Source organism: Celeribacter sp., assembly GCF_048266405.1.
In the GTDB taxonomy this organism is placed as follows: domain Bacteria; phylum Pseudomonadota; class Alphaproteobacteria; order Rhodobacterales; family Rhodobacteraceae; genus Celeribacter.
Genome location: NZ_JBLWZO010000001.1, coordinates 448,240 through 468,848, shown reverse-complemented (window position 1 = coordinate 468,848; position 20,609 = coordinate 448,240). Strand labels below are relative to the sequence as shown.

Sequence of the window (20,609 nt, the reverse complement as noted above, 5' to 3'; positions counted from 1 at the left end):
TAGACTAGGGTTTTCTGCGGTGCAGTAAATCCCTAAATCTACATAGTTGGGCCGATGAATACTGTTAGCGCGATCAAAAGAAAAGGGCAGCTATGAAAGCCGCCCCTTTTGGTGAGTGATCTGTCCGTGGGTCGAAACTTACGCTGGGGCAGGTTTGTGCGGCGTGATGCGCGACTCCAATGGGATTTCCTCAAGCAAGAAGGCAAAGAACAGTCCCGTGACCGCCAATGCGGTGGCAATCGCGTAGACAGGGCGCAGGGCGGTGGACACGGATTGCGCGAGCACGGCTTGGGCCTCGGCTGGCAGGGCGGCGAGGCGCTGAGGCCCCAGTTCTGCGACATTTCCCAGACCCGGGATGTCGATCCCTCCCATTGATGCGGCCAACCGTGTGGCAAATAGCGCCCCGAACAGGGCCACCGCTATGGAGCCGCCCACTTGGCGAAACATCAGACCCGCGGCGGTCGCTGTGCCTAGCATTTCGCGCGGAGCGGCGTTTTGGACAGCGGTTGTCACCACAGGGAAGATCGTTCCCATCCCCGCGCCCACCGCGACCAGCGAAGCCCAAAGTTGCCATGAGGGCAGGTCCGCCGACAGACGCGTGAGTGACAAAAGGCCAAGCGAGGCCAGAGTGAGGCCGATGATCGGCAAGCGGCGGTATTTGCCCGTAGCGGTCATGAAGCGGCCTGAAATTGTGGAGGCGCTCAAGATACCAAAGGTCATCGGGATCAGTTGCAGCCCCGATGCGGTGGCGCTCGCGCCTTTGGCCAGCTGCAAATACACAGGGATAAAGGTCAGAGCCCCGAACATCATTGCGCCAGAGATGAAGGAAATCACAGATGTGACCCAAAAGGTGTTCATCTTGAACAGGGCAAGAGGCAGGATCGGGTCAGCGGCGCGGGTTTCGGCAATCAAGAACAGGGCGAGTGCGGTTGCGAACAGCGCCATGAGGCCAAGCGATTGTGGAGCACTCCATGGGAATTGCGTGCCTGCGAGAGAAGTCAGCAGAACCACAGAGGCGAGGGTGATGGAGAGGGTCAAAGCGCCGAACAGGTCGATTTTCGCCCGTTCGCGTTTGCCTGTGGGTTTGAACCCGTAGGCAAACCCCGCAAGCGCCAAGAGGCCAAAGGGCAGGTTGATGTAGAAAATCCAGTGCCATGTGAAGACGTCCACGAACCAGCCGCCAAGCAGCGGTCCCGCAACGGAAGACAGGCCGAATACGCCCGCAAAGACGCCTTGGATCTTGCCGCGATCCTTGGGAGCGATCACGTCACCGATGATGGAGAGAGCCAGAACAAAGAGGCCACCGCCGCCCAAACCTTGCAGGGCGCGGGCGAGAATGAGAAAGAGCATCGAGGTGGCCATGCCGCACAGTGCCGATCCGATCAGGAACAGGCTGACCGAGAAAAACACCACATTGCGCCGCCCGAACGTGTCACCAAGTTTGCCGTAAAGCGGGGCCACGACCGTGGAGGCGAGAATATAGGCGGTGACGACCCATGACAGGTGATCAAGCCCGCCCAAATCCGCCACGATAGTGGGCAGAGCGGTGGAGACGATAGTTTGATCAAGGGCCGCGAGCAGCATCAAAACGGCGACCGATCCGATGACAAGACGCACCGAGGTTTCGGGCGCGCCATCGGGGGTTTGGGGCGCAGGGGCATTTGTGGAGGCGTTCGACATAGGCGGCTCATTTCGTGCGGTTTGAGGTGTGCATTCTGGACGGTCTGGCGCGATTCCGCGTCGTTGTGGCTATATATGTGCTAATAGCATATATTTGACAATAGCACATTGTTGACAGGGGCACATAAAAATGACATCTCCCCGTTATGGATAAGATCAAAGCCTATGCCAAAGCCGACCCGCGGGTTCATCGTGGTGTTCCCGAATTCCTTGATAGTAAGGGGTTTTCCGAGGACGCTATTGGTGCATTGTTGGAATTTGATATGGCGCTGTTTCGGTGGCGGCGCATGGCCGAGCGCGGTGAATTCAAAGGCAAGGTCTTGGAGAACCTCGACGAAAAACTCGATCCCGCGATGCTTCAGGGCTTGTTGTCCGTGGCGCAGATCGGGTCTGGTTTGGGCCGTCACGCGGCGCAAGAGCCGACCATCGGTCTTGTCGCAGATGTGATGGCTGTGGACCCGTCGCGGGCGTCGCGGATCGTTGCGGGATTAGTTGAGCGCGGGTTTATTATGCGCTCCGCCGCACAGGATGACGCCCGCAAATCCATTTTGACGCTCACCCCCAAAGCGGGTGCGTTTCTGCGTCAATTCACACTTTCCAAATGGCACATCATGTCAGATGTTTTCGGGGCGTGGGAAGCCGATGAAATCGAAGTCTTTTCGCGCCTGATGCGGCGTTATGTGTCGGATGTTGTGCGAGTTGTCTCAGAAGAGAAAGACCCCACTCCAGAGGCAGAAAAGACCTAACCTCAGTTGATTTTTTCAGGCTGTGCCAGTGAGCGCGTGGCCATTCCAGACATCGCGCGCCGTGTCGCCTCGCGGGTGAGAATCTGCCGCGCTGGGCTGATTGCAATCGGTTGGCTCAGGTCTGGCGATAGCTCTCCCGCTGCGATCAGTGCATGGTACCGCGCACAGCACACGCGCAGAAATGAGGTGAAATTGCCAAGGTCATGATCGGCGTCCATCGCCTCATGCCAAAGGCGCGTGATCAACTGCGCCAAGGACAAGCCGTCACGTGCGCCGATTTCCTCTAAGGTTTCCCAAAAATGCGTCTCGATCCGAATAGAGGTCGCCACGCCGTCAATACGCAGGCTGCGCGTCCGGCTTTGCCAGAGCGTTGGGTCCGCGCCAATGAACAGTTCACACATCTCAGGTCCTCCCACCCGTTAAGTGTTGGTTTGATCGGCGGTGGCGACAGCTGTGCCCCGCCGATCATCTTGATGTTATAGCAATTTCATGAATTGCGCGAGCCAGTCGGGATGGGCAGGCCACGCGGGGGCGGTCACCAGATTGCCGTCTGTGACGGCGGCTGTGACCTCAATGTCGGCAAATGTTCCGCCCGCAGCGGTGACTTCAAAGGAGCACGCGGGATAGGCGGAGCAGGTCCGATCCTTCAAAACCCCTGCGGCAGCCAGTAGCTGTGCGCCGTGACAAATGGCGGCGACAGGTTTGTTGGCCTCAAAGAAATGCCGGATCATGTCGAGAACAGATGTGTTCAGGCGCAAATACTCCGGCGCGCGCCCGCCCGGGATGACCAAAGCGTCGTAATCCGACGCGGTGACATCCGCATAGGTCGCGGTCAGGGCAAAGTTGTGACCGGGCTTCTCGGAATAGGTTTGATCACCCTCGAAATCATGGATCGCCGTTTTCACAGTCTCTCCCGCCGCTTTGTCCGGACAGACAGCATCTACCGTATGTCCACAGGCCAAAAGGCACTGGAACGGCACCATCGTTTCATAGTCTTCGGTGTAATCACCCGTAATCATCAGAATTTTAGCCATCGTCTCTCCTCCCGTGTTGTCGATGTCGTGAGGTCAGCCTAGGCCAGAGCGACGCGGTGCGGGTGTTATTGGAATACTACGGTGTTTCAGAGCGGAAAGATGAGGAATGGTGAGAACATATGAAGAACGTGCTTTTCCTTGGCGCGGCTCTTCTATATCGTCGCGCCTATGAGCAGTTTCAGTGAAGACGACGCCTTCGAGGCCGCAGCCCCACCCGCAAACCGACCCTCCTTGAGCCAAATGGCGATGGGGGCGCGGCCAACGCCCTATCTGGACGGGCTGAACCCCGCACAGCGCGAGGCGGTTGAGACCTTGGACGGCCCTGTGTTGATGCTTGCGGGCGCGGGCACGGGGAAGACAAAGGCGCTGACCTGTCGCATCGCGCATCTGCTCAACACGGGGCGCGCGCGCCCCGATGAAATCCTCGCCGTGACCTTTACCAATAAGGCCGCCCGCGAGATGAAAGAGCGTGTTGCGGTCCTGATGGGGCAATCCGTCGATGGGGTGCGCTGGCTCGGCACCTTCCATGCGATTTGTGTCAAACAGTTGCGCCGCCACGCCGAATTGGTCGGGCTGAAGTCGAATTTCACGATTCTCGATACCGACGATCAAATTCGCCTGCTCAAACAGTTGATCCGTGCTGCGGATATGGACGAGAAACGCTGGCCTGCACGGCAACTTGCGGGACTGATTGACGGGTGGAAGAACAAGGCCCTGACGCCTGCCAAATTGGGGGCTGCCGATGAGGCGACGTTCAATGATCGTGGCAAGGCGCTATATGCGCAGTATCAACAGCGCCTCAAGGATCTGAACGCTTGTGATTTCGGTGATTTGCTTTTGCACATGGTCACGATTTTCCAAAATCACCCCGACCTGCTGGAGCAATATCAGCGGTGGTACAAATACATCCTCGTGGACGAGTATCAGGATACGAACGTGGCGCAATATCTGTGGCTGCGACTGTTGGCGCAAGGGCACCGCAATATCTGTTGCGTGGGGGATGATGACCAGTCGATCTACGGATGGCGCGGGGCCGAAGTGGGCAATATCCTACGGTTTGAAAAGGATTTTCCCGGAGCAAAGGTGGTGCGCCTTGAGCAGAACTATCGCTCGACCCCCCATATCCTCGCCGCTGCTTCAAGTGTGATTTCCGCCAACGCGGGTCGCTTGGGCAAAGAGCTTTGGACGGCAGAGCAAGACGGCGAACTGGTGCGTCTGATCGGCCATTGGGATGGCGAGGAAGAGGCGCGTTGGGTCGGTGAAGAGATCGAAGCGATGCACAGCGGCACGCGCTCGCGCCTGCGTAAATTCTCCCTTGATGAACAAGCCATTCTCGTGCGGGCCTCGCACCAGATGCGGGCCTTTGAGGATCGGTTTTTGACCATCGGATTGCCTTACCGTGTGATCGGTGGGCCGCGTTTCTATGAGCGGTTGGAAATCCGCGATGCGATGGCTTATTTCCGCGTGGTGATTTCACCCGAGGATGATCTGGCGTTCGAGCGGATCATCAACGTGCCCAAGCGCGGTGTTGGTGACAAGGCGATGGCGGATATTCAAATCACCGCCCGCACCAATGGCGTCTCGCTCAAAGAGGGCGCGCGGATCGCGGTGCAGGACGGGTTGCTCAAAGGCAAGGCCAAGACAGGCGTGGCGCAGTTGATTGATCAGTTGGATCGGTGGTCGTCGCTCTGTGTTCAACAGATTCGTGTCGATGGCGTGGCCGATGAGGACGCGGTGATCGAGCGTGACGAAGAACCCGCAGAAATTTCTCACGTCGAACTGGCCGAAATGATTCTCGACGAGAGCGGCTACACCACGATGTGGCAAAACGACAAGAATCCCGATTCCCCCGGCCGCCTTGAGAACCTCAAGGAACTCGTGAAGGCTCTGGAAGCCTTTGATAATCTCGGTGGCTTCCTCGAACACGTGTCTCTGATTATGGACAACAGCAGCGAAGAGCAGGGCGAAATGGTCACGATCATGACGCTGCACGGGGCCAAGGGTTTGGAGTTCCCCGTGGTGTTCCTGCCTGGTTGGGAGGAGGGGTTGTTCCCGTCCCAACGTTCAATGGATGAGAGCGGTCAGAAAGGCCTCGAAGAGGAGCGGCGTCTGGCTTATGTCGGCATCACGCGGGCCGAGGAGCTTTGCACGATTTCCTTTGCGGGCAACCGTCGTGTCTACGGACAATGGCAAAGTCAGCTGCCCTCTCGGTTTATCGACGAATTGCCGCCTGAACATGTCGATGTCCTCACGCCTCCGGGTCTGTATGGCGGTGGCTATGGCGCGGCCTCGTCAGGTGGTTTTGACAGCGGTGCCGCCAGTGGCATGTCAACAGGGTTCGAGGATCGCGTGTCAAAGGCCGATGGATATAATTCTCCGGGATGGAAGCGTCTGCAAAGCCGCAGTCAGCGCAGCGGTGCGGCCACCAATGTGCGTGCCTCCAAGGGGCGGATGGGTGGCGGGTCAATGACTATTGACGCCAAGGCGTCGGCGGTCTTCACCGTGGGCGACCGTGTTTTCCATAAAAAGTTCGGCTACGGGCAAGTGATGGAACTCGATGGCGATAAGCTGACCATTGATTTCGACCATTCGGGCGAAAAGAAATTGGTCGCGAGCTTCGTGGTCCCTGCGGACAAAGCGGGCGACGTCCCATTTTAGGGCCGCTTGTTTCCCTGCATTCTTTGTAAATTCTGATGAGTGGCGCATAGAGCCAGATCGAGACTGTTGTCGTCTCGAATGTGTCGTTGTGTGCGATGCATTGATGTTTGCCTGCTCCCTTGGTGCCTAAGCCTCAGACGTAAAAAAGCGGTGATGTCAGGGAGGAGGAGAGACATCACCGCTTTTTAGCACACGATCTCTCAGGGAGGAGGAGAGAAATCGATCTGTGGTGGAGCGCGAAGCTCCGAATTATGTGCGGCGATGCAGGGAGGAGGAGAGCATCGCCGCTCTGGTCTTCGGGGCCCTAAGGGAGGAGGAAGGAGCCCGAATTCCGGTTGTAGGTGCGGTAACATCAGGGAGGAGGAGAGATGCTACCGCTTCGATCAGAACCCCAGGGAGGAGGAGAAGGGTCCGATTTCGAAACTCTTAGTTGCCGTAAGCTGCCTCGTAGGCGACGGACTTGATTGTGGAGCGGGCGAGGCCCAGATCGGCCAGATCGCGGTCGCTCAGGTCGCTCAATTCGTTCATTGTTTCGCGGTACACTGTGTAGCGTGCATAACGCTCGGCAATGTTTGCGAAGAGACCGAAGAGACCAGCAGAAGCGGGTGCGATAACGCGGATGTTATTTACGTAAGCCATTGTGCTTTTACCTTACTGTGTGTGACGGCAACTGCCTGTCGGTGTTCCGGGTAGATGATCGGGTCTGTCATTCGACGTTGTGTCCCGTTCGTCTTGTTGTCCTTAAGATGGGGGAAATGCTGCGGATGCACAATCCACCGTCTCGTCATTGCCGCTATGCAGAAAATGCATGACCAATACTGACCTAATTTGAAAGCGCTTTGGCCTATTGTTGTCCGAATGGACAATAATCGGGGCTGTATCGAGGGTATTTGGTGGAAAATCCCGCCTGAAAGGCCTATCTCAAGGGCGAATAGGGAAAAGGGGATGACCAATATGCCCGCATTACATGACAGAATCATGACGCTTTTAGATGGGATCTTGCTTCCGGATGGAACGAGCCTTGCGTCGGGGGGGCGAATCCGCGCGTTGAGTGAGCAGGGGGGTAAGGTCAGTTTCGTGATTGAAGCACCCGATGCCGCAGCCGCGCGCGCATGGGGGCAGGCCCAAGCACAGGCGAAAGCCGCGATAGAGGCCCTTGAGGGGGTGTCGTCCGTTTCTATTGTCATGACCGCGCATGGCCCCTCGGGCAGTGCTGCGCCATCTGCGTCACCTGCGCGCGCGACCCCGAACGGTGAGCCGCCAAGTCTCAAGATCGGGCGACACCCCACGCCGCAGCAGGGCAAATCCAAGCCCTCGGGTATTAAGAGCATTATTGCGGTTGCCTCAGGGAAGGGGGGCGTTGGGAAATCCACCGTTTCCGCAAACCTCGCTGTCGCCTTGGCCAAACAGGGCCGCAAGGTGGGTCTGCTGGATGCGGATATATATGGACCCAGTCAGCCGCGCATGATGGGTGTGACCAAGCGGCCCGCGTCGCCTGATGGCGAAACCATTGAGCCGCTGCACGCGCATGGCGTTACGATGATATCCATTGGTCTGATGATTCAGGACGGCGAAGCTGTGGTCTGGCGCGGTCCGATGTTGATGGGCGCGATGCAGCAAATGCTCGGTCAGGTCGCATGGGGCGAATTGGATGTCTTGCTGATCGACATGCCGCCCGGCACCGGCGATGTGCAGCTGACGCTGTGCCAGAAAACCGAACTGACGGGTGCCTTGGTGGTCTCGACGCCACAAGACGTGGCCTTGATCGACGCGCGGCGCGGTATTTCGATGTTTGAAAAACTGAAAGTGCCTGTGCTTGGTCTCATTGAGAACATGTCAACGTATGTCTGTCCCAAGTGTGGCCATGAGGAGCATCTTTTCGGTCATGGCGGCGTCAAAGAGGAAGCCGAGAAGATGGGGGCGCCCTTCCTTGCGCAGTTGCCTTTGGCGCTTGATACACGTGTGGCGGGGGATGAGGGGGTGCCGATTGCGGCGACCGATAGTCCTCTGGGTGAGCCCTATATGCAGTTGGCCGCACGGCTCGTTGCCGGGGGCATCGCCTAAGCACCGCCTGCTCGGGCCACGACTTATATATATGACGGCGCATGTCGTTTTATCCGAAAGCCGCCGCGTGGAGTTTTGCTCTGCGCGGCGGTTTCATGTTTGCGGCGGGCTTCGTTGATCTCGCGTTGTGGGTCGTCAGTGTCGCGATCTGCTGTTCTGGCGTCTATGGGAATTCATGGAACGATCTCTCCTCGCTGTCTGGGAATGCATGGTATTTGCGGGAAATCGCGGGATTATCCCCAAAAACGAATCACTTTCCTGTGGATAACTCCGTGGAGAGTTCCTATTTGGGGGTGGGTTTGGAAGTTTTTTCGGGCGGAGTTGCGGGAAAATCTGATGCACTTGGTGATACTATATGTGGTGCTGATTGTTCCTACTTCGTCAAATTGTGGTAAATATTTTGTGACTTCTCGCTACTATGTCTAGGTTTCGGGTGCCTTGAAATCCCACATCTGGTGTCCTGTGTGTAAAAAATCCATTGATTACCATGAATTCCCGTGACATGTTGTTTGTATCCGGTGAGACGGGAATGAGCGGCGCATACAAGACCGCGAATAAAACAAAACAAAAAGTCAGGCTTCATACAGGCACCTCTCTCACCAGAACAACGAGATCCGGCGCGCGAGCGAGCAGACATCCCCCCAGGTGGCGCGCGCAGTCGGACATCCCCGGAAACGGGACGAGGGCGGCGGATTGAGCAGTGGCAGCAGCTCGGTTCGCCGTTCCCCATTTCAGGCCCCTGTTTTTCGACACGCCGTTGGGGGCGACAGATTTTTCGGGTCGACGGACCCGCCCGATGAGTAGGGCCGCGAGGCCCGCAAAGTAATGATAGGAGCCATAATTTGGCTGGCATGTTCATAGGCGAACACACCTTTAAGGTGGACGGTAAGGGGCGCGTGTCGATCCCTGCCGATTTTCGTCGTGAACTCGAAGAGGGCGATCCTCTGTCAAGCCAAACGGGCCGCCCGCGCATGGTCATCGTCTACGGCCATGATGCTCAAAAACAACTCATCGTTCACACCTATGAAGGCTACAAGGCCCTCGCCGCAGATATTGCGGCCCTGCCGCGTGGCTCTGAAAAGCGTAAAATCATGCAGCGGATGATCCTCAACCGTGCCCGCCCCACCGAAGTGGATGCGGATGGTCGTTTGGTTCTGCCGCAGCCTTTGCGCGACAAGATCGGTCTCGACGGCACTGCGTATTTCGCGGGCATGGGCGAGACCTTTGAAATCTGGAAGCCGGAGACCTTCGAGGTTGAAGACGCCAAAATCACCGATGGATGGTTGGCGGAGCAGGGCGACGATTTCGATCCGCTCTCCTTACTTGATGATCTAGGAGCATAGGCCATGTCCGAGGCTGCCACCTCCCCTGACGCGCCGCATATTCCGGTTCTTTTGCGTCCGCTTTTGCGTGAATGTGCGCCGATTTCGGGCCGTTGGCTCGACGGGACATTCGGTGCGGGTGGCTATACCAAGGGGCTGTTGGCGGCAGGGGCGGATCACGTCATCGGCGTGGATCGCGACCCACTGGCGCATGATTTGGCATCCGAATGGATCAAGGACTACGATGATCGCATTTCGCTCACGCTCGGCACGTTCTCGCGCCTTGATGAGTATGCCTCCGATCTGGATGGTGTCGTGCTTGATCTCGGCGTGTCCTCCATGCAGCTCGACCTCGCGGATCGCGGGTTTTCGTTTATGAAAGACGGCCCGCTCGACATGCGGATGAGCCAAGACGGTCCAACGGCTGCCGATTTCGTCAATGAGGCCTCGACCGAAGAGATCGCCGACGTGCTGTTTCACTACGGCGAGGAGCGTCAGTCGCGTAAAATCGCCAGTGCCATTGTGATGGATCGTGAGAAAAAAGCGCCCTTCGAGACGACATTGCAGCTTGCCAGCCTGATCGAGCGGTTGTTGCCGCGCAAAAAGCCGGGTCAAAGTCATCCCGCGACCCGCGCCTTTCAGGCAATCCGTATCCATATCAATGACGAGTTTGGCGAGTTGATCGCGGGTCTTGAGGCGGCAGAGCGGGCATTGAAACCCGGTGGGCAGTTGGCCGTTGTGACCTTTCACTCGCTTGAAGATCGCGTTGTGAAGCGCTTCTTCCAACAACGTGCCTCGACAGGGGGCGGTGGCTCGCGCTATGCTCCTGTTCAAGAGGTGAAAACACCCGGATTTGAGCAGTTATCCAAGGCAATCGGCCCTGATGATGACGAGTTGGACGTGAACCCGCGTGCGCGGTCTGCCCGTTTGCGGGTGGGGCGGCGCACCGATGCGCCCGCCGTTCCATCTGATCGTGCCGTTTTGGGGCTGCCCAAGCCGCTTTTGGACCGAGGGAATGTGTGATGCGGGCGTTCTATATTGTCATTTCGGGTCTTGTCGTGATGGGGCTCGCGTTTTGGGCCTATAACGAAAACTACCGCACCCAACAGGTGTTGCGCGAAGTCTCGAGCCTTCAACGTCAAATCGGCCACCAACGCGAAGAACTGGCTGTTCTTAAAGCAGAATGGGCCTATCTCAATCGTCCCGAACGGCTGCGCGATCTGGCGTCGATCAACTTTGACCGTCTGGGTTTGCTGCCGTTCATGCCCGAGCAATTCGGCCGCGTTGATCAGGTCAGCTTCCCCCAAGATAACGATGTTTTGGGCGAAATCGAGGGTATCTACGATGTCGTGGGCCGTGTGGAGGATGCTGAGTAATGACGATCCGGACCCCGCTTCGCCCACTTGCTCGCATTCTTAAAGCCCGCCAGAAAGGCGAGAATCCCGATACGATCGAGCGTGAGAACCTGCGTTTGCGTCACGAGGAAATGCGTGACAAATCGCGTTTGCGCGCCGAGGGGCGTTTGCTGTTCCTTGGCCTTGGCTTTGTCTCTGCGTTTCTTGTCGTTGGTCTGCGCATGGGGCAGGTGGCTGCAACGGTGCCCGAAGAGCCTCGTGCCGTTACTTCCGGCACGCCGATCCTCGCGCAACGCGCCGACATTGTAGATCGCAATGGCCGTATCTTGGCGACCAACCGCACCACGCATTCTCTTTACGCACAGCCTCACGAAATGGTCGACCCGCTCAATGCAGCGCGTCAACTGGCCCGTATTTTTCCCGATCTCGACGAGGATCGTTTGATCAAGGATTTTACGGGAAAGCGTAAGTTCTTGTGGATCAAGAAGAAAATTGCGCCCGAACAACAACAGGCCGTCCATGATATTGGCGAGCCGGGTCTTTTGTTCGGCCCGCGCGAAGAGCGCCTTTATCCCAACGGCAAACTCGCTGCGCATATCCTTGGCGGGACGAAGTTTGGCCGCGAGGGCGTTATGAGCGCCGAGATTGTCGGGCAGTCTGGCATCGAGCGGTTCCGCGACGAGTATTTGCGTGATCCGGCCAACGGCGATGCGCCCTTGCAATTGTCGCTTGATTTGACGGTGCAATCGACGGTGCGCGAAGTGCTTTATGGTGGGATGCGGATGCTCGACGCCAAAGGGGCGACGGCGGTGATGATGGATGCGCATACGGGCGAGATTATCTCGATGGTGTCGCTGCCCGATTTCGATCCTAACTCGCGTCCTGAATATTTCAGTGGCAACAATCCTGCCGACAACCCGCGTTTCAACCGCGCGGTGCAGGGGGTTTATGAGCTTGGCTCGACGTTCAAGATTTTCGCTGCCGCGCAAGCGATGGAATTGGGCTTGGCCAATCCCTCGACCCAGATCCCTGCAACGCCGCCGTTTCGGTGGGGCAAGCATAAAATCCGTGAGTTCGAAAACCACAACTACGGCCCGACTCTGAGCCTGCGCGATATGATCGTGAAGTCCTCCAACGTGGCGACTGCTCACGTGGCACAGCAAATCGGTGTCACCCGTCAGCAGGAATTCCTCAAATCGCTCGGCTTTTTTGATCCGACGCCCGTTGAGTTGATCGAAGCCAAAGGGGCCAAGCCGTTGTTGCCGCCCAAATGGTCGGAATTGTCGACGTTGACCATTTCTTTCGGTCACGGTCTGTCGGCCTCGCCGCTGCACTTGGCGACCGCCTATGCGTCGCTGTTGAACGGCGGCACGCGTGTTACGCCAACCCTGCTTAAGGTCGAAGGATTTGCGCCTAAAGGCCCGCGCATTGTGCGTCCTGAAGTTTCCGCAGCGGCGCGTGAAATGCTGCGTGCGGTTGTGCATGAGCCCGCAGGGACAGCAAATTTTGCCGAGGTTGCAGGCTACCGTGTCGCAGGGAAAACAGGCACCGCAGACAAGCCACGTGAAAATGGCCGTGGTTATTATGAAGACAAAACCATCACCACCTTTGCCTCGATCTATCCTGCCGACGATCCGCGCTACGTCTTGGTCGTCACCTTGGATGAAGCGGTGGAGACAACTGGTGTGAAGCCACGGCGCACCGCGGGGTGGACCGCCGTTCCTGTGGCTGCCGAAATCATCCGACGCACATCGCCGCTTTTGGGGTTGAGACCAGAGATTGAATCTGTTGCGCAAGGTGGGGTAACACTGACCGCAACACGATAGCGAACAGCGACAATCAACAAAGGCAGGCGCGGCAATGGTGAAATCTCTTTCCGAGTTAGGGTTAACCGCGCAGGGGGGCAAGGATGCCCATGTCACGGGCCTGTCCGTGGATAGCCGCGATACCCTTGACGGCCATCTGTTTGCCGCTTTGCCGGGGGCGCATGTTCACGGCGGCGAGTTCATCGAATACGCGTTGCGCATGGGCGCGCGGGCGATTCTGACCGATCCTGAAGGTGCGAAACTGGCGGCCGATGCGATCCAAACCTATGCGCCTGCATTGGTCGTTGTGGAAGACCCGCGTCAGGCCTTGTCCTATGCTGCCGCTCTGTTCTTTGGGCGTCAGCCAGATACGATGGTGGCTGTCACTGGCACCAATGGCAAAACATCCGTGGCGAATTTCACCCGTCAGATCTGGCAGATCATGGGCGCGCGGGCGATCAATATCGGCACCACGGGTGTCGAGGGCGATTGGCAAGCGCCAAGTCCGCACACTACGCCCGAGCCGATCACCTTGCACCGATTGCTCTCGCAAGCGGCACTCGCGGGCGTCACCCACGGGGCGATGGAAGCCTCAAGCCACGGGTTGTCGCAACGGCGTCTTGATGGCGTGCGGCTGACCTCTGCGGCATTCACGAATTTTACCCAAGATCACCTTGATTACCACGAGACCTTCGAGGCCTATTTCGCGGCCAAGGCAGGGTTGTTTACTCGCGTGTTGCCCGATGACGGCGTGGCGGTGATCAATATCGACGATCCGAAGGGAATGGAGCTTGAAGCCATCTGCGCCGAGCGCGGCATCGACGTGATGCGGGTCGGGCGCTCGGATGCCGCGGACTTGCGGGTGGTCGGTCAGCGGTTTGACGCGACGGGTCAGGATGTGCGGGTGGATTTCGTCGGTAACATTTCTCAAATCCGTCTTGATCTGATCGGCGGATTTCAGGCCGACAACGTGATCGCTGCGGCGGGATTGTGCATGACCAGTGGCGCGGACCCTGACGAGGTATTCTCCTGTCTGGCGGAACTCAAAGGCGTGCGCGGGCGCATGGAACATGCGGCGACACGCGAAAACGGCGCGGCAGTCTTTGTCGATTACGCGCACACCCCCGATGCGGTCGCCACGGCGATCAAGGCGCTGCGCCCTCATGTTATGGGGCGTGTTGTTGCCATCATCGGTGCAGGCGGGGATCGGGATAAGACCAAGCGTCCCCTGATGGGGCAAGCTGCGCGTGAGAACGCGGATTTGGTGATCGTCACCGATGACAACCCGCGATCCGAGGATGCGGCAGCGATCCGCGCGGAAGTGATGCTCGGCGCGGGTGAGGCCATCGAAGTGGGTGATCGCGCCGAGGCGATATTGCGCGGCGTTGACGCGCTGCAATCTGGAGATGCGCTTTTGATTTGTGGCAAGGGGCATGAGACGGGGCAGATCGTGGGCGACACGGTCTATCCGTTTGATGATGTGGAACAGGCCTCCGTCGCTGTGGCGGCGTTGGATGGTGCAATATGAACGTGCTGTGGACGAGCGGCGAGATCGCCGCAGCCACGGGCGGACGCGCCACGGCACAGGTCGATATCTCGGGCGTCTCGATTGATACGCGCACCATCGGCGCGGGTGATTTGTTCGTGGCGCTCAAGGCGGCGCGGGATGGCCATGACTTTGTCGCGGCGGCTTTGGCGAATGGTGCCGCGGCGGCCCTTGTGACCCATGTGCCCGAGGGCGTGGATGCTGATGCGCCCTTGATCATTGTGGATGAGGTTCTGCCTGCTTTGGAGCGTTTGGGCGCTGCGGCGCGTGCGCGGGTTTCGGGCAAGGTGATCGGCGTGACTGGGTCGGTCGGTAAAACCTCGACCAAGGAAATGCTGCGCGCGATTTTGCGCGGTCAGGGCAAGGTCCATGCTGCCGAGGCGTCTTATAACAACCATTGGGGTGTGCCGCTCACGCTCGCCCGTATGCCCGCCGATACCGACTTTGCGGTGATCGAAATTGGCATGAACCATCCCGGTGAGATTGCGCCCTTGGCGCGTTTGGCGCGCCCACATGTGGCGATGATCACGACGGTGGCCGCGGCCCACATGGCTGCGTTTGATAATCTTGAAGGCATTGCCGTTGAAAAAGCCGCTATCTTTGACGGGCTTGAGGCGGGTGGCGTGGCCGTCATCAATGGCGATCTTAGCGTGACGCCTGTTTTGACGGCGGCGTGGGGTGGGGCGACGATCACTTTCGGCGAGTTGCCCGAAAACGATGCGCATTTGACCTCTGTGCGCTTGGCCAATGATGTGACTGTGGGCGAGGCGGAGATCGACGGCGAGGTGCAACTGTTCCGCCTGTCGACCGCAGGACGCCACTTTGCCACCAACGCGGTGGGATGTTTGGCCGTGGTGCAGGCTTTGGACGCCGATGTGACGATGGCGGCCCGCGATCTGGCGCTTTGGGCCCCGCCCGAGGGGCGCGGGGCGCGAGAGATCATTTTGCTTGATCCTGTCGAGATCGACCAGACGATGGTGCTCCTTGACGATGCGTTCAACGCCAACCCGACCTCGATGGTCGCAAGCCTCGAGGTGCTTGCTGCCGCTCAGGTCACTGATGGCGTGGGGCGGGTGTCCAAGGGGCGGCGTGTGGCGTTCTTGGGGGATATGTTGGAACTGGGCGCGAGCGAGGTCGTGGATCACGCGGCGCTTGCAAATCTCTCTTATATTGATGCCATTGATGTTGTGCATTGCGTCGGTCCGCTGATGGCGCATCTGTTCGAGGCACTGCCTGCACATAAACGTGGGCAGCGTTACGATCAGGCCACCGATGCGCTACGCGATCTCAAAGGGCTGATTGATGCGGGCGATGTGGTCTTGGTGAAGGGCTCGAAGGGGTCGCGCGTCAGCTTGCTTGTTGACGCGATCAGAAACTTGGGGCATCCGCTGCCTAACGAAGAACAAGAGGTATAATGGTCACATGCTGTATTGGTTGACTGGACTTTCGGATGGCGGGGATGTTTTCAACCTGTTTCGCTACATCACGATGCGGGCAGGCGGAGCGTTTTTCACCGCTCTGATTTTCGGGTTCATCTTTGGACGTCCCCTCATCAACCTGCTGCGCCGTCGCCAAGGCAAGGGCCAACCCATTCGCGAAGATGGTCCCGAAGGACATTTCGCCAAGGCGGGAACTCCGACGATGGGCGGGCTGTTGATCCTGACCGCCTTGCTCACCTCGACCTTGCTCTGGGCGCGGCTTGATAATCCCTATGTGTGGATTGTGCTCTTCGTCACCATTGCCTACGGCGCTATCGGATTTGCCGATGATTATTCCAAAGTGTCCAAAGCCACCACGGCGGGCGTGTCGGGTAAGGTACGGCTTTTGCTTGGTTTTCTTATCGCATTCGTCGCTTCTATTTGGGCGGCCTATGTGCATCCCGACGAGTTGTCCAACCAACTGGCGCTGCCTGTCTTCAAAGACCTGTTGGTGAATTTCGGCTATTTCTACATCCCCTTTGCCATGTTCGTCATTGTCGGTGCGGCCAACTCCGTGAACCTCACCGATGGTCTCGACGGCTTGGCGATTATGCCCGTGATGATTGCGGCTGGCACGCTTGGCGCAATTGCCTATGTCGTGGGACGCGTCGATTTTACTGAATACCTCGGCCTGCACTACGTTCCAGGCACGGGGGAGCTGTTGGTGTTTGTTGCGGCACTCATCGGCGGAGGCTTAGGCTTTCTGTGGTATAACGCACCACCCGCCGCTGTGTTCATGGGCGACACGGGGTCTTTGGCGCTTGGCGGCGCTTTGGGCGCGATTGCCGTGGCCACCAAGCACGAAATCGTTCTGGGCATCGTTGGCGGCCTGTTTGTGGTCGAGGCGTTGTCGGTGATTATTCAGGTGCTGTATTTCAAGCGCACGGGCAAACGCGTGTTCCTGATGGCACCGATCCATCACCACTATGAGAAAAAGGGTTGGGCCGAGCCTACGATTGTGATCCGCTTCTGGATCATCTCGCTTATTCTCGCGCTGATCGGTTTGGCTACGCTCAAACTGCGCTAAGGCGCGGATTTTTGACCTGACATTTGACATCTTGGAGAGACTGCCATGATCCCCGTTCTTGAATACGAAGGCCGCAAGGTCGCTGTTTTGGGGCTTGGCCGCTCGGGACTGGCCACAGCGCGCGCACTCAAAGAGGGCGGGGCTGAGGCGCTGTGTTGGGATGACAGTGTCGAGGCCCGCGAAGGGGCCGCGGCAGAGGGGTTCACGATCCATGACTTGACCAAACAGGGCGCGTTTGACGGCGTGGCCTGTCTTGTCGTCAGTCCGGGCATTCCCCATCTCTATCCCGAACCGAATAGGGTGATCGCCTTGGCGTGGGACGCGGGTGTCCCCGTGGACAACGATATCGGCTTGTTCTTTCGTTCCTTGGGGCAGGGCGACTGGATGGAGCATGACACGCCGCCACGGGTGATCGCGGTGACTGGCTCCAACGGCAAATCGACAACATCCGCCCTGATCCACCATATTCTGACCGAGAACGGCACCCCCGCGCAATTAGCGGGCAACATCGGGCGTGGCGTGTTGGATATTGAAGCCCCGATTGAAGGCGAAGTGATCGTGTTGGAGCTGTCGTCGTATCAGACCGATCTGGCCCGTGCGCTGACCCCTGATGTGGCGGTGTTCACCAATCTGTCGCCCGACCACCTTGATCGTCACGGCGGCATGGGCGGTTATTTCGCGGCCAAGCGGCGCTTGTTTGCGGAGGGTGGCCCAGACCGCGCCGTGATCGGGGTTGATGAGGTTGAGGGGCGGTATCTGGCCAATCAACTCGTTGAGGGGCTTGAGGATGCCCGTCTGATCCGTATCTCTGCCGAGCGCAAACTCACCACGGGGTGGACGGTCTTTGCACGCAAGGGGTTTCTGTCCGAATGGCGCAAGGGGCGGCAAACCACCTCGATTGACCTGCGCGGCATCGACGGGTTGCCCGGTGCGCATAACCACCAAAATGCTTGCGCAGCCTATGCCGCGTGTCGCTCGATCAACATTGCCCCCAAGACGATTGAAAAGGCGCTTGGCTCCTTTAAGGGGCTGCCGCATCGGTCGCAAATGGTCGGGGAAAAGGACGGGGTGAAATTCGTCAACGACAGCAAGGCCACCAATGTCGATGCCGCCGCCAAGGCGCTTCAAGCCTTCCCCCGTATCCGATGGATTGCGGGCGGGATGGGTAAAGATGGCGGGATCGCTGATTTGGCGCCGCATCTGGGCGCCGTGGCTAAGGCCTATCTCATCGGCTTTTCGGCGCGGGATTTTGCGCTGCAACTGGGGGATACGCCCTATGAGATTTGCGAAACGATGGCTGTGGCTGTGGCGCGTGCTGCGGAGGAGGCCGAGGCGGGCGATACTGTGCTGTTGGCTCCTGCAGCGGCCTCGTTTGACCAATATCCCAATTTCGAGAAACGCGGCGAGGATTTCACCCGTGCGGTTGAGGCGTTGCTCTAACACGCCTGCTGTTTGACGCACATGCGCGGCCTCTTGCTTGTGGCGTAATCTCTAGTGGATTCGCGCGAGAAAACCCGCTACCCTATTGGGATAGATCCGCATAAGCGGGCATGGCAGTTTGAGGCAGTAGGCGGTCCCATGACAGAAATGGTTTATGGCTCGATTCCCCAACGGGAAGGTGAGCCGGTTCTCCCGCGTTGGTGGCGTACCATCGACAGATGGTCCTTGGCGGCCGTGTTTGTGTTGTTCGGGATCGGGCTTTTGCTCGGCCTTGCGGCCTCGCCGCCGCTTGCGCAAAAAAACAACCTTCCTGCATTCCACTATGTGCAACGCCAAGCCTTCTTTGGCTCTGTCGCGCTGATCGTTATGGTGCTGATGACCATGATGGACCCGCAAAAGGTGCGCCGTTTGGGGGTTTTGGGCTTTGCTGCGGCCTTTATTGCCTTGGTCCTTCTGCCGTTCTTCGGCACGGATTTCGGTAAAGGGGCGACGCGGTGGTTCTCTCTTGGCTTTGCTTCGGTGCAGCCCTCCGAGTTTCTCAAGCCCGCATTCGTTATCACTGCCGCATGGCTGATGGCTGCCTCTTACGAGATTGGTGGCCCTCCGGGGCGGCTTTATTCCTTTATGTTGGTCTCTATCATTGTGGTGCTGCTCGCCTTTCAGCCCGATTTTGGTCAGGCATCCTTGATCCTGTTCAGTTGGGGCGTGATGTATTTCGTTGGCGGAGCGTCGATTGCTGTGCTGCTTTTGCTCGCGGGCGGGGTCGTGCTGTTTGGCACGGTCGCCTACAACAACTCCGAACACTTCGCGCGGCGCATTGACGGCTTTCTTAACCCCGATATCGATCCAACCACCCAGATCGGCTATGCCACCAACGCGATCCGCGAGGGCGGGTTCTTTGGGGTTGGTGTGGGCGAGGGGACCGTGAAGTGGTCGCTTCCTGATGCGCATACCGATTTTATTATTGCAGTGGCCGCCGAAGAATATGGGCTGATCCTCGTTCTGATCATCCTTGGCCTTTACGCCACGATCACTGTGCGGGCGCTGTGGCGTTTGCTGCGTGAGCGCGATCCGTTCATCCGCCTTGCCGGCACGGGGCTTGCCTGTGCGTTCGGGGTTCAGGCCTTTATCAACATGGGGGTCGCGGTGCGCCTTCTGCCCGCGAAGGGCATGACCTTGCCGTTCGTCTCTTATGGTGGCTCGTCTGTCATTGCGTCGGGCATTGCACTCGGGGCGCTCTTGGCGCTTACCCGCACACGTCCCCAAGGTGAGATCGGCGATCTGCTGGTCCGTCACGGTCGATAACCAAGGGAGCTTGGATATGTCTTATAATGCGCCCCTACTTGTCATCGCTGCAGGCGGGACAGGTGGTCACATGTTTCCTGCGCAATCTCTTGCCGAGGTGATGCTTTCGCGCGGGTGGCGGGTCAAGCTGTCTACAGATGCCCGTGGTGCCCGTTATACGGGCGGTTTCCCTGCGGAAGTCGAGATCGAACAGCTACCCTCCGCGACCTTTGCGCGGGGTGGGATCGCGTCCAAGATCAAGGTGCCGTTCAAGATTGCAGGCGGTGTTATGGCGGCGATGCGCAAGTTCCGCCGTGATCGCCCCGCCGTTGTGGTGGGCTTTGGCGGTTATCCCGCGATCCCTGCGGTGGCGGCTGCGACCTTGATGAAGTTGCCGCGCATGATCCATGAGCAAAACGGGGTGCTTGGCCGCGTCAACAAGGTCTTTGCCTCGCGCGTTGATCATGTGGCCTGTGGCACATGGCCCACGGATTTGCCAGAGGGCGTAGCAGGTGTGCATGTGGGCAACCCTGTGCGCGGCGCGGTCTTGGATAAAGCCGCAGCACCTTATATTGCGCCGGGAGATTACCCGATGGAAATTCTGGTGATCGGCGGCTCGCAAGGGGCGCGGATCACGTCCGACGTGGTACCCGCAGCCATTGCCGCACTCCCCGAAGCGATCAAATCCAATCTGCGCGTGAGCCAGCAGGCCCGCCCAGAAGACGTTGAACGGGTCGAGGCATTCTACGCGCAAAACGGCATTGGCGCGGATATCAAGACGTTCTTTGACGACATTCCCAAACGCATGAGCGAGGCGCAGCTTGTGATTTCGCGGGCTGGGGCATCTACCGTGGCGGATATTTCCGTCATAGGTCGCCCGTCGATCCTTGTGCCTTATGCGGCCGCAACGGGCGATCATCAGACCGCCAATGCGCGTGGTTTGGTTGATGCAGGGGCTGCAATCATGATCCCTGAGAGCCAATTGAGTGCCGCCACCTTGTCCGAACAGATCGCATTGGTTATGGGCAACGCGGATGGTGCTGCGCAAATGGCGCAGGCGGCTTTGTCCGTGGGCAAACCCCAAGCCGCCCAAGAATTGGCCGATATGGTCGCCGCCTTAGCCGTGTGAAGCGGCAAACGGATCAAGTACCCGCGCGTTAATCGCGGCAA

The 20,609-nt window shown here is 58.5% G+C and carries 18 protein-coding genes; 14 read left to right on the top strand and 4 right to left on the bottom strand.

Going from position 1 to position 20,609, the window contains the following annotated elements:
• Positions 1-138 precede the first annotated feature (138 nt).
• On the bottom strand, positions 139-1,680 hold the full coding sequence (locus tag ACN0TS_RS02375) for an MDR family MFS transporter (RefSeq protein WP_417257708.1): 1,542 nt from the start codon (positions 1,678-1,680) through the stop codon (positions 139-141).
• A gap of 146 nt (positions 1,681-1,826) precedes the next feature.
• Between ACN0TS_RS02375 and ACN0TS_RS02370 the strand changes: the two genes are divergently transcribed.
• Complete coding sequence (locus ACN0TS_RS02370) at positions 1,827-2,426, top strand: MarR family winged helix-turn-helix transcriptional regulator (protein ID WP_417257707.1); 600 nt, start codon at positions 1,827-1,829, stop codon at positions 2,424-2,426.
• A gap of 2 nt (positions 2,427-2,428) precedes the next feature.
• Here ACN0TS_RS02370 and ACN0TS_RS02365 read toward each other — a convergent pair whose 3' ends face one another.
• On the bottom strand, positions 2,429-2,827 hold the full coding sequence (locus ACN0TS_RS02365; protein WP_417257706.1) for a ribbon-helix-helix domain-containing protein: 399 nt from the start codon (positions 2,825-2,827) through the stop codon (positions 2,429-2,431).
• 75 nt (positions 2,828-2,902) lie between these two features.
• Positions 2,903-3,460 (bottom strand): DJ-1/PfpI family protein, encoded by a 558-nt coding sequence (locus ACN0TS_RS02360; protein WP_417257705.1) that lies wholly within the window; start codon positions 3,458-3,460, stop codon positions 2,903-2,905.
• Positions 3,461-3,628: 168 nt separating this feature from the next.
• Here ACN0TS_RS02360 and ACN0TS_RS02355 point away from each other — a divergent pair, with 168 nt between their 5' ends.
• A complete protein-coding gene (locus ACN0TS_RS02355) occupies positions 3,629-6,118 on the top strand; it encodes an ATP-dependent helicase (RefSeq protein WP_417257704.1) in 2,490 nt (829 codons plus the stop codon).
• Positions 6,119-6,544: 426 nt separating this feature from the next.
• Here the strand turns inward: ACN0TS_RS02355 and ACN0TS_RS02350 are convergent, their stop codons facing one another.
• Positions 6,545-6,757, bottom strand: a complete 213-nt coding sequence (locus ACN0TS_RS02350; protein WP_417257703.1) for a DUF1127 domain-containing protein — start codon at positions 6,755-6,757, stop codon at positions 6,545-6,547.
• A 315-nt stretch (positions 6,758-7,072) separates the two neighbouring features.
• On the opposite strand from ACN0TS_RS02350, the gene ACN0TS_RS02345 reads away from it, so the two are divergent.
• The 12 genes from ACN0TS_RS02345 to murG all read left to right on the top strand — a co-directional run bounded on the left by ACN0TS_RS02345 (position 7,073) and on the right by murG (position 20,568).
• Entirely contained in the window at positions 7,073-8,182 is a 1,110-nt protein-coding gene (locus ACN0TS_RS02345) for an Mrp/NBP35 family ATP-binding protein (protein WP_417258172.1), read from the top strand.
• Positions 8,183-8,223: 41 nt separating this feature from the next.
• Positions 8,224-8,577: a hypothetical protein gene (locus ACN0TS_RS02340; RefSeq protein ID WP_417257702.1), complete on the top strand. Its 354-nt coding sequence runs from the start codon at positions 8,224-8,226 to the stop codon at positions 8,575-8,577.
• Between the two features lie 456 nt (positions 8,578-9,033).
• Positions 9,034-9,525: a division/cell wall cluster transcriptional repressor MraZ gene (mraZ, locus tag ACN0TS_RS02335; RefSeq protein ID WP_417258171.1), complete on the top strand. Its 492-nt coding sequence runs from the start codon at positions 9,034-9,036 to the stop codon at positions 9,523-9,525.
• 3 nt (positions 9,526-9,528) lie between these two features.
• The gene (gene rsmH / locus ACN0TS_RS02330) at positions 9,529-10,527 is read left to right on the top strand and encodes a 16S rRNA (cytosine(1402)-N(4))-methyltransferase RsmH (RefSeq protein ID WP_417257701.1); all 999 of its coding nucleotides are present in this window, start codon (positions 9,529-9,531) and stop codon (positions 10,525-10,527) included.
• Complete coding sequence (gene ftsL, locus ACN0TS_RS02325; protein WP_417257700.1) at positions 10,527-10,880, top strand: cell division protein FtsL; 354 nt, start codon at positions 10,527-10,529, stop codon at positions 10,878-10,880. The genes rsmH and ftsL overlap by 1 nt, the downstream gene beginning before the upstream one ends.
• Positions 10,880-12,685: a peptidoglycan D,D-transpeptidase FtsI family protein gene (locus tag ACN0TS_RS02320; protein ID WP_417257699.1), complete on the top strand. Its 1,806-nt coding sequence runs from the start codon at positions 10,880-10,882 to the stop codon at positions 12,683-12,685. Before ftsL ends, ACN0TS_RS02320 begins: the two co-directional genes overlap by 1 nt.
• 34 nt (positions 12,686-12,719) lie before the next feature.
• The gene (locus ACN0TS_RS02315; protein WP_417257698.1) at positions 12,720-14,192 is read left to right on the top strand and encodes a UDP-N-acetylmuramoyl-L-alanyl-D-glutamate--2,6-diaminopimelate ligase; all 1,473 of its coding nucleotides are present in this window, start codon (positions 12,720-12,722) and stop codon (positions 14,190-14,192) included.
• Positions 14,189-15,625, top strand: coding sequence for a UDP-N-acetylmuramoyl-tripeptide--D-alanyl-D-alanine ligase (locus ACN0TS_RS02310; RefSeq protein ID WP_417257697.1), 1,437 nt, complete (start codon positions 14,189-14,191; stop codon positions 15,623-15,625). Before ACN0TS_RS02315 ends, ACN0TS_RS02310 begins: the two co-directional genes overlap by 4 nt.
• 7 nt (positions 15,626-15,632) lie before the next feature.
• Entirely contained in the window at positions 15,633-16,715 is a 1,083-nt protein-coding gene (gene mraY / locus ACN0TS_RS02305) for a phospho-N-acetylmuramoyl-pentapeptide-transferase (protein WP_417257696.1), read from the top strand.
• A gap of 45 nt (positions 16,716-16,760) precedes the next feature.
• Positions 16,761-18,155 (top strand): UDP-N-acetylmuramoyl-L-alanine--D-glutamate ligase, encoded by a 1,395-nt coding sequence (murD, locus tag ACN0TS_RS02300; protein ID WP_417257695.1) that lies wholly within the window; start codon positions 16,761-16,763, stop codon positions 18,153-18,155.
• 138 nt (positions 18,156-18,293) lie between these two features.
• Positions 18,294-19,460, top strand: coding sequence for a putative lipid II flippase FtsW (ftsW, locus tag ACN0TS_RS02295; RefSeq protein ID WP_417257694.1), 1,167 nt, complete (start codon positions 18,294-18,296; stop codon positions 19,458-19,460).
• A gap of 16 nt (positions 19,461-19,476) precedes the next feature.
• Positions 19,477-20,568, top strand: a complete 1,092-nt coding sequence (gene murG / locus ACN0TS_RS02290) for an undecaprenyldiphospho-muramoylpentapeptide beta-N-acetylglucosaminyltransferase (RefSeq protein ID WP_417257693.1) — start codon at positions 19,477-19,479, stop codon at positions 20,566-20,568.
• Positions 20,569-20,609 lie beyond the last annotated feature (41 nt).

What these genes read in the sequence shown, in the direction of transcription:
- ACN0TS_RS02345 (WP_417258172.1), top strand. Translation starts at nt 7,073, where the DNA reads ATGCCCGCATTACATGACAGAATCATGACGCTTTTAGATGGGATCTTG.
- ACN0TS_RS02370 (WP_417257707.1), top strand. Translation starts at nt 1,827, where the DNA reads ATGGATAAGATCAAAGCCTATGCCAAAGCCGACCCGCGGGTTCATCGT.
- ACN0TS_RS02315 (WP_417257698.1), top strand. Translation starts at nt 12,720, where the DNA reads ATGGTGAAATCTCTTTCCGAGTTAGGGTTAACCGCGCAGGGGGGCAAG.
- murD (WP_417257695.1), top strand. Translation starts at nt 16,761, where the DNA reads ATGATCCCCGTTCTTGAATACGAAGGCCGCAAGGTCGCTGTTTTGGGG.
- murG (WP_417257693.1), top strand. Translation starts at nt 19,477, where the DNA reads ATGTCTTATAATGCGCCCCTACTTGTCATCGCTGCAGGCGGGACAGGT.
- rsmH (WP_417257701.1), top strand. Translation starts at nt 9,529, where the DNA reads ATGTCCGAGGCTGCCACCTCCCCTGACGCGCCGCATATTCCGGTTCTT.
- ftsL (WP_417257700.1), top strand. Translation starts at nt 10,527, where the DNA reads ATGCGGGCGTTCTATATTGTCATTTCGGGTCTTGTCGTGATGGGGCTC.
- ACN0TS_RS02310 (WP_417257697.1), top strand. Translation starts at nt 14,189, where the DNA reads ATGAACGTGCTGTGGACGAGCGGCGAGATCGCCGCAGCCACGGGCGGA.
- ACN0TS_RS02350 (WP_417257703.1), bottom strand. Translation starts at nt 6,757, where the DNA reads ATGGCTTACGTAAATAACATCCGCGTTATCGCACCCGCTTCTGCTGGT.
- mraZ (WP_417258171.1), top strand. Translation starts at nt 9,034, where the DNA reads ATGTTCATAGGCGAACACACCTTTAAGGTGGACGGTAAGGGGCGCGTG.
- ACN0TS_RS02320 (WP_417257699.1), top strand. Translation starts at nt 10,880, where the DNA reads ATGACGATCCGGACCCCGCTTCGCCCACTTGCTCGCATTCTTAAAGCC.
- ACN0TS_RS02365 (WP_417257706.1), bottom strand. Translation starts at nt 2,827, where the DNA reads ATGTGTGAACTGTTCATTGGCGCGGACCCAACGCTCTGGCAAAGCCGG.
- ACN0TS_RS02355 (WP_417257704.1), top strand. Translation starts at nt 3,629, where the DNA reads ATGAGCAGTTTCAGTGAAGACGACGCCTTCGAGGCCGCAGCCCCACCC.
- ftsW (WP_417257694.1), top strand. Translation starts at nt 18,294, where the DNA reads ATGACAGAAATGGTTTATGGCTCGATTCCCCAACGGGAAGGTGAGCCG.
- ACN0TS_RS02340 (WP_417257702.1), top strand. Translation starts at nt 8,224, where the DNA reads ATGTCGTTTTATCCGAAAGCCGCCGCGTGGAGTTTTGCTCTGCGCGGC.
- mraY (WP_417257696.1), top strand. Translation starts at nt 15,633, where the DNA reads ATGCTGTATTGGTTGACTGGACTTTCGGATGGCGGGGATGTTTTCAAC.
- ACN0TS_RS02375 (WP_417257708.1), bottom strand. Translation starts at nt 1,680, where the DNA reads ATGTCGAACGCCTCCACAAATGCCCCTGCGCCCCAAACCCCCGATGGC.
- ACN0TS_RS02360 (WP_417257705.1), bottom strand. Translation starts at nt 3,460, where the DNA reads ATGGCTAAAATTCTGATGATTACGGGTGATTACACCGAAGACTATGAA.